Raw genomic sequence first — 9077 nt, 5'->3', positions numbered from 1 at the left:
CAGAGAGCAGGGGGAAAAGATTTTTACCAATGACTAATCCCCAATCCCCAATCCCCAATCCCCAATCCCCAATCCCCAATCCCCAATCCCCAATTCCCAATCAATCTCCGGCTTACCACAGGAGCGCAAAGCCGCATTAATAGCCGAAAAAGGTCTACTGCCAAAAAAGCCATTATGTGCAGAAAGTGGAGAAGGATGAGCAGACTTAATAACTAAATGTCGAGTTGTATCAATCAACTTCAACTTCTTTTGTGCATATCCACCCCATAACACAAACACCACCGGATCAGGTTTTTGATTAACCTTATTAATCACCGCATCCGTGAAAATTTCCCAACCTTGATTTTTATGAGAATTTGGTGTGTGTGATCTCACAGTCAATACCGTATTTAACATTAGCACACCCTGTTTAGCCCAGTTGACCAAATAACCATGATTGGGAATATCAACACCCATATCTGCTTTCAGTTCTTTAAAAATATTCAGCAGTGATGGAGGTGGTTTAATCCCAGGTTTCACAGAAAAGCATAATCCATGAGCTTGGTTTTCATTGTGATAGGGATCTTGTCCCAATAACAAAACATTTACCTGCTCATAAGTTGTTAATTCCAAGGCAGAAAAGACATCTTCTTCCCGTGGATAAATAGTATAAGCTTCTCTTTCCTGAACTAAGAAATCGTGCAGTTTACCAAAGTAGGGTTTTTCTAATTCTTCAGCCAGAACAGCTTGCCAACAAATAGGCAGTTGTAGATTTTTCATTATTCTGGCGTTATGTCAACAGGACGCTCTATATCATCTTCACCCAAATATTCACCATTTTGAATTTCTAGAATTACTAAAGGAATAGAACCGGGATTTTCTACTTTATGCAGAGTAGCTGCTGGTACATAAGTTGACTGATTACGATTTAGGAATATCTCTTCATCACCACAAGTTACCTTAGCCACACCAGAAACTACAACCCAATGTTCATGACGATGATAATGAGTTTGTGCTTTAATCCCGTGTCTGGGTTTGATTTCTACCCGACTAATTCTATAATTTTCTCCTTCTTCTATTACTTCTACATAACCCCAATAACGTTCTCCTGAATGGGAAGAAGATTGATCAAACTGGGATTTAAGCTCATTTTCCTGGTGACTCATGACTGATTTTACCTATGCTAATTATTGGATTTTAAATGTGCCTTTTAGATTTGATATTGAGATTTGATATTGAGAATTTTTAATAACTGCTATATTTTCTATATAGATAAAGTCTTATTAGAGAATAAAAGCTGTTCAAACTCTGTCTTTGGTAAGGCGCGACTGAATAAAAACCCTTGGATAGCATCACATTTATTTTCGCGTAAAAATAAAAATTCTGCTGCTGTTTCCACTCCTTCTGCAATGATCTTAAGATTTAAATCCTGAGCCATTTTAATCAGTGATTTAGTAATAATTGATTTGGGATAATCTTGATGAACATTTTGGACAAAAGCACGATCAATTTTAATTGTATTAACTGGGAAAAGTTGCAGATAGTTTAAGGAAGATTGTCCTGTACCAAAATCATCAATTGCAATTTTAATTCCCAGAGAACGTAATTGATTCATGATAGCGATCGCACAGGTGACATTTTCCATAATCATTGTTTCAGTAACTTCAATCTCTAAGCAATTTGTATCTAAATCATTAATTTCTATTAAGTTAATAATTTTAGAGCTTAAATCTGATTGATTAAATTCAATTGCTGATAAATTGACAGCAAAAGTCAAGGATCTAATCCCAGCATCGTGCCAAATTCTAATTTGTTGACAGACATTTTTTAATACCCAGTTGTCAATATTAAAAATCAACCCATTTGCCTCTGCCAAAGGAATAAATTCAGCAGGAGAAATAGGACCTAATTCATAACTATTCCAACGTAATAAACTCTCAGCACCAGTTATTTTACCAGTATTGATATCAACAATTGGTTGATAATGAATCTCAAATCCTTTGAAATCATCATTGAGAATAGCCTGGTGTAATTGTTTATCTAACAACTGCATTCTGGGGGTTAATTTATGAACCGCAGTCTGAATGGATAAATGTTTTTTTAAATTGGCATATTTTTCTAATTTGTTCATAATCGCACTCAATAACTCAGAGCGCGTGAACGGCTTAGTTAAATAATCATCTGCTCCCATATCCATACCTTGACGAATATCAGATTTTGCAGATTTTGCAGTTAAAAAAATAAAGGGAATTGTCGAAGTTAATGCTTGTTGACGTAATGATTTTAATACTTCATAACCATCAAGATCGGGCATCATCATGTCACATAAAATCAAATCTGGCACTTCAGAAATAGCTAAATTTAAGCCGATTTTTCCATTAGCAGCAGAAACTGTTTCAAATTCCTCAGCCATTAACAAATCTAACAGGTTTTCCCGCACGGATTCTTCATCTTCTATGACTAAAATTTTGGGCATAATTAACCTCCTGTTGTATATTTTTTTAAGGGTAGTTGAACAATAAATTTTGTACCTATTCCGATTTTGCTAGTCACAGAAATTTCACCTTGGTAAATATCTACACATTTTTTGACAATCGCTAGTCCTAATCCAGTACCTAAAATATTACCCACATTTCTAGCACGATGGAAAGATTCAAATAAGTGCAGGAGGTCTTCTTCTGGAATCCCAATTCCTTGGTCTTGAACTTCAAATGTAGCTTTTTCATCTTTACAAGCAAGTGTAAATTTGACTAAGCTATCATCGGCAGAATATTTAATTGCATTTGAGAGTAAGTTACTCAGAATATGTCCTAATAATTTGTCATCCATATAGCAGGAAATAGATTCACAGTTACTGCTAAAGGATATCAAATGCTGAGTCCTCAAATTCAACCGGATTTCTTCTACTAATTGACGGCAGTATTTCACCAAATCAAAAGATGAAGGTCTATATTCAAGTTTTCCCGCTTCTGCCTTACCACTTACTAAAATATCATCTAACATTTCTGCCATTCTGTGGACAGCGGTTTGAATTCGATGCAGATGAGTCAGTTGTTTTTCCTGTGTCCATCTGTAACGATAGTGTTCTAGCAACTCCGCAGAAGACAAGATGGTACTTAAAGGAGTGCGGAATTCATGAGAAGTCATGGAAATAAAGCGGGATTTAAGCTCGTTAAGTTCTTTTTCTTTCTCCAATGCTATTATTAATTCTTTCTCTAATTGCTTGCGGCTGGTAATATCTGCCCAATAGCCGACAAGTTCTAATGGGTTGCCAGCTTCATCCCAGACTACCTTACCTTGATCATATACCCAACAATAAGTACCATCTTGATGTAAAAAACGATATTCTAAACTATACTGCTTTTTCTCTAATACCTGTGATAGTTCTGCCAATACAGTTGGTCTATCTTCCGGGTGGATATGATTATACCAAAAGTCTGAATCTTCTATAAATTCTCGTGCTTCATAACCTAACATACCTTTGACATTATCACTGATAAAAATAGCCCCAAAATCTTCTGAGGTTTTGCCAGTATAAATTACGGCTGGACTAGACGTTAGTAAGTATTGCAGCCGTTGTTGGCTAATCAACAATGCTATTTCTGTTTGCTTGCGTTCAGTGATATCATTTTGAATACCAATATAGTGTGTAAGATAACCATACACATCATAGACAGGAGAAATATTTAATTCATGCCAAAATAAGCTCCCATCTTGACTATAATTACGTAAAACCACTGTACAGTCTTGTCCCGCTTCCATCGCAGTTCTCAGTTCTTCTAAGGCTGATTGATTGATATCAACATCTTGAAATAAAGGAAAATTCTGTCCCAAGACTTCTGCAACCGAGTAACCAGTTATGCGCTCAAAAGCAGAATTAACATAAATAATTGAGTTATCTGGGCTGGTAACATCAGCAATCACAATACCGTTACCACTAGCAGCCATAGCTCGGTCACGTAGTCGCAAACCTTCCTCAATTAATTTGCGCTGAGTTATATCTGTATAAATACTAACAAATGCCACAATCTCCCCTGAAGCATCTTTAATGGCATCAGTACGTAAATCAATTTTGACTTTTTCCCCATCCCGAGTTTTCATAGTCACTTCGCCCTGCCAAGACTGACCTTGCTGGACTGTCTGAAATACTCTCTTAAATAACTCCTGATTCCGAAAATTAGCCGCAAGACCGCCATGGGCATTTAATTGAGATTCCGTATAATCAAATACATTTAAGAAGGCAGGATTAACATAGATAGCCTGACCTGTAATATCTGTAATACTAATAGCATCACTTGTACTTTCTATTGCTTTGTGCAACCTTAACAACGATTTTTCTGCTAATTTGCGTTCTGTAATATCAGTAGAAATACCACAAACAGCATAAGTTATGCCATTGACATCTTTTAAAGGAAACTTCACAGACAGGTAAGTGTGTAACCCGTCTTGGTGCAAAGCAACTTCTTCAAATTCTCTAGGAACACCATCTGCAATTATTTCAGCATTGTTGATGGCAAATGCTTTAGCCATATCATCAGGCCAGACATCATACAAACTTTTACCTATTACCTGTTCTTGAGTATTAAATAGCTTTTCATATTGGCGGTTAACTAACAGGTATTTATTTTCTGTGTCTAACAAATACATAACTGCTGGAAAATTATCTAAAATTGCCTGTAGCTGCTGTTGGGTTTCCCATAATGTGGATGCTTCCTGTTGACGAATGGTAATGTCTCTATCAATGCCACGATAACCACAAAATTTCCTCTCAGAATCAAATACTGGAATACCGTTAGTTTCCAAAACTACCAGATGACCATCTTGATGAAGATTCGTATTTTCCAAACATTTAAAGGATTGTCTGCTTGTAATTATCGGAGCTACAATTTTGCGAACACGCTCCGCTTCTTCGATTGGCATCAATTCAAAGGGAGTTTTACCTAAAACTTCCTGGGGTTCATAACCCAAAATTTCTTTTACTTTAGGACTAACATAAGTATAAACGGCATTTTCATCAATTTCCCATACCCAATCACTACTAGCTTCAACTAGGTTGCGGAAACGCTCTTCACTATCTCGCAGTGCAGCTTCAGCTTGTTTACGTTTAATCCCAATCGCAATTTCATTGGCAGCAATATGTAAAGCTGTAAAAGCTGATTCTGTCAATTGTTGCCGGGAAAATAAAGCAATAACGCCGATGATTTCCCCTTCTATCATTAAGGGATAACCAGCAAAAGCCACCATTCCCTCTCGTTTAGCCCATTCTTGGTCATTAATAGAGGGATCATCGTGTACAGAGTTGCTAAGATGCGGTTTACCCTCTGCGGCAATTAAACCTATTTTTAACCTACCCATCGCTACCCGACTATGACAACCGTTAGTATGGGTGTAGATACCGGAACTCACTTGTAATTCGAGAATTTGTGCTTCTGGGTTCAGTATCCAAATCCGAGCAAAGGCAGCATCAAGATGTTTAACCAAAGCATCGGTACAGCCACGCATCATGGTGACTAAAGTTTCTGATTGAGTGAGGATAGCATCAACTTCAGTCCGAAAATCTGCTAATTTCACTCGTTCTGCTAATGCTGATTCTACCCGTTTTAAATCTCCAATATCAGTGAATGTACCAACATAAGTAATCACTTCTCTATTGACAATTTGTTCGGCTACAGCTTGACCAAATACCCAAGTAATTCTGCCCTCAGCACACAGAAACTGGTATTCTGCTCGAAAAGGCCGATTTTCTCGGATAGATTCCACCCACTCCTGCATGATGCGCTCTCTGTCATCGGGATGAATAGCTTCTAACCAGCCAAATCCCATTGCTGCTGCCTTTGTTAATCCTGTTATTTCATGCCAGCGATCATTCACATATAGACATTTACCTTGAGCATCACAACGAAAGATCCCCACAGGTGAAACTTGGGTCATATTTTGATATTTCTGGTCACTTTCTCGCAGGGCAATTTCTGCGGCTACGCGATCATGAATATCTGTATTTGTGCCGAACCAATTGATAATTTGTCCTTGGCGATCGCGTAATGGTAAAGCTCGTCCTAAATGCCAGCGATAAGTTTCTGATCCTTGTTCCCACAAACGAAATTCTATTTCGTAATCTATCCCTGTAGTTAAAGATTCATGCCAAGTATTGATACTTGTTTGTAAATCATCAGGATGTACCCAATCCTGCCATTTTTCACCTAAAAGCCGCTCTGGTATACAGCCGAAATAATTAATAGTACGTTGATTAACATATTCAATACTGCCCTCAGTATTTGCAATCCAGACTTGCTGAGGAATAGATTCAGCTAAAAAGCGGAAACGTTCTTCACTTTTTTCTAAAGCTTCTTGCGATCGCATTTGCTCAGTAATATCTTCCATAGTTCCTAACATACCTACTACTTGGCCTTGACTATTTAACAAGGGAACTTTGTTATTTTCTAGCCAAATCTGACTGCCATCTGCTTGTTGTTTAGGTGTAATAGAATGATATTCAGCCTGATTATTTTGCATCACTGCAGCATCATAATGATGGTAAAATTCTGCTGTCTCCTGGTTAGGAACTAAATCATAATCTGTTTTACCCACAATTTCTGCTGGATTTTCAAAACCAACCATTTGGGCAAAGTTAAGATTGCAACCCAAAAAGCGAGAGTTGATATCTTTCCAAAAAATATTATGGGGCATGGTATCCATAATTAATTGCAACATCTGCTGGGATTGCAAAAGTTGATTTTCTACCAGTTGACAATCGTTAATTTTCTCTTCTCCTGATGCAATCGCTTGATCAATACTTTTATGGGTAATTGTTCCCACTATCTGTCCTTGTTCATCAACAACAACTAGTAACTGTAACTCCGATTGAAACAACTGAGATATTACTGTTGCTAAGTTGTTAACTGATTCTGTATTTATTTGAGTAACATGAGTCTGCATCACTTCAGAAATTTTGGTATTTCTCAAATCAGATGCAGATACAACCAATCGCAATATATCTTGTTGTGTCAAATATCCTACTACTTGGGAGACGGATTTTATCAACACACTTTTATCATGTATCGCCATCAAAGCGATCGCATCTAATAAAGGTGTTTCCAGCGTCACCATCAATGGCGAATAGTCAATAATTGACTCTAAACTTTGGAGAACAAGATAATAAGGGGATATTTGCATACTTTAATTTTAATTTTTAATTTTTAATTGATTACTCGCCTCTCACCGTAACGTAATAATCTTTCTATAGTTAACAGCCGATTTTCCCATACTTTCACTCGATAGGGATTTTCCTTTGCAGTTGCACTCATCCAAGTTTTAAATTTAGTCTGGAAACGAGCAAGTTCACCTCTAGCACTAATCAAATTACTAGCAGAAGGTAAAATCGCCAATTGATTAAGAGCATTTTGTAACTTCTGAGATTGATTCTGAAAATCAGCCATTGTCGTGACCGACTTATGGAATTGTTGATTATTTTCTCTGACAAACCGCCATTCTTGTTGCAGAGCAGCAAAACGAAAAGCCGCAGTCCGAAATGGTTGACGTTGAGGAATAGGTTCAGTCTTGGAATTTTGCACCTTACCTTGAGTGCTACTCAATAATTTATCTAACTCATTATTAAAATTATCTACAGCAAAGAGAGCATAACCACTCACAGGTAAATCCCTCAGTAATTGTAATTGATCAAATGCTCCCACAGTCGGTAAAGAAAGTAAACGAATCCCTGGAACTAATAAAGTAGCACCTAATTTAGTAGAATTAATCCAAGGTTGGGCTAGTCTTTGAAAACGAGGAGTATCTAAAGCATAAGTCATCGGCACAATTAAATCTATATCGCCCCTTCTTGCCCAAACTTCCCAATGTTGCTGAATCTTCTGCACTCGTTCATATTCTCCCAACGGAAACACAGCCACCGACAAAATTAAATTAGCTCGTTTTTGTTTCAACATTTGTGAAACTTCAGCCACAAAACTATCAACTTGTTCAGTACGAAATGCTGTCCATTTTTTCCACAATTCCCGTTGTCGAGGATTAATTTTTAGAGGATCTACACCATTTTGTTGCTGAAATTGTTCCCTTGCTGCTTTACCATAACCATAAGTTCGACCAGTAAAAGGGTCTTGAAAAGGATAGCGAATATAGTCTAGTTGTATTCCATCCACCTGATAACGAGTCACAATTTCTGCATACAACTTTAATAAATATTGTCTAACTTCGGGATTAGCTGGATCTAAAAAAGGCTTAGTTTGACCAACTGGAATCATCCGTCCATTTTGATCATAATTTGCCCAATCAGGATTAGCTGCTAGGACAGGACCTGGATAATCAGGACTGACACCAATTATTTGATTATGACGACTATTACCAGCAGCAAAAGTCCACACCCAAGCGTGTAATTCCATCCCCCGTGCATGGGCTAATTTGACAGCTGCTGCCAATGGGTCCCAATCTTTAATTAGGGGGTTTTGTTCTGGTGCAACCTGACTAGGATAAATCGTATAACCAGCGTTGACAGTTTCAAAAAATACGGTGTTAATTCCCGCTTTTGCTAGACGATCAAAAATCTTTGCTAGTCCCTCTTCATTCCCAGCATTAACAATTGTCCCTCTGTCTAACCAAACTGAGCGAATTTCCGGTTGAGCTAACCTTTGATTAACAGGAAACTCTTGCCATAAATTTCTCTTTGTCTCTAACCATTGTTGACGTGCTAAGGCATATTTTTTTTGAGAAATTAACACAGGAATATTTTTGGCAACTTCCCTAGCTTGGTCTAAAGTTTCCTCTAAACTTGGATCTATAATCTCATTAAATGCTTTGGTATTTTCTGCTTTTAATGATGAAGAGTTGCTTGTGTTACCACCACGACCTAAAACCGCCAAATGGGTACTTTCAACTCTACCAATCAAATTTTCTAACTCTTGTTGGAGTGCGATCCCATCTTTATGGGAAATCGGCTGATTAGAACTAGGAATAACATCCAAACGGACTGCTGTTTGCAGTAAGTCAATTTCATCTTGTAAATTTGGGGGTGTGACAGGTCTAATAGGTTTAGGTTGAGGTTTTGTCTTCTGTACAGTTAGTTTTCTGGGTTGATTTGCTAATTT

The 9077-nt window shown here is 37.5% G+C and carries 5 protein-coding genes; all 5 read right to left on the bottom strand.

All coding sequences use genetic code 11. From position 1 onward, the window contains the following. Positions 1 to 33 precede the first annotated feature (33 nt). Positions 34 to 759: a uracil-DNA glycosylase gene (gene ung, locus VB694_RS14150; protein ID WP_323360958.1), complete on the bottom strand. Its 726-nt coding sequence runs from the start codon at positions 757 to 759 to the stop codon at positions 34 to 36. Then, positions 759 to 1145, bottom strand: a complete 387-nt coding sequence (locus VB694_RS14145; RefSeq protein WP_323360957.1) for a phosphomannose isomerase type II C-terminal cupin domain — start codon at positions 1143 to 1145, stop codon at positions 759 to 761. The genes ung and VB694_RS14145 overlap by 1 nt, the downstream gene beginning before the upstream one ends. Before the next feature lie 98 nt (positions 1146 to 1243). Further along, entirely contained in the window at positions 1244 to 2455 is a 1212-nt protein-coding gene (locus tag VB694_RS14140) for an EAL domain-containing response regulator (RefSeq protein WP_323360956.1), read from the bottom strand. 2 nt (positions 2456 to 2457) lie between these two features. Next, positions 2458 to 7152 (bottom strand): PAS domain S-box protein, encoded by a 4695-nt coding sequence (locus VB694_RS14135; RefSeq protein WP_323360955.1) that lies wholly within the window; start codon positions 7150 to 7152, stop codon positions 2458 to 2460. A 23-nt stretch (positions 7153 to 7175) separates the two neighbouring features. Then, on the bottom strand, positions 7176 to 9077 hold a 1902-nt coding region (locus tag VB694_RS14130; protein WP_323360954.1), incomplete at its 5' end, for a glycoside hydrolase family 10 protein.

Source organism: Anabaena sp. UHCC 0451 (assembly GCF_034931405.1).
Lineage (GTDB): Bacteria > Cyanobacteriota > Cyanobacteriia > Cyanobacteriales > Nostocaceae > RDYJ01.
This window is presented reverse-complemented; position numbering and strand designations above follow the sequence as displayed.

Bases quoted from the DNA above. Each gene is read 5' to 3' on its own strand.
- ung (WP_323360958.1), bottom strand. From the start codon at position 759: ATGAAAAATCTACAACTGCCTATTTGTTGGCAAGCTGTTCTGGCTGAA.
- VB694_RS14145 (WP_323360957.1), bottom strand. From the start codon at position 1,145: ATGAGTCACCAGGAAAATGAGCTTAAATCCCAGTTTGATCAATCTTCT.
- VB694_RS14140 (WP_323360956.1), bottom strand. From the start codon at position 2,455: ATGCCCAAAATTTTAGTCATAGAAGATGAAGAATCCGTGCGGGAAAAC.
- VB694_RS14135 (WP_323360955.1), bottom strand. From the start codon at position 7,152: ATGCAAATATCCCCTTATTATCTTGTTCTCCAAAGTTTAGAGTCAATT.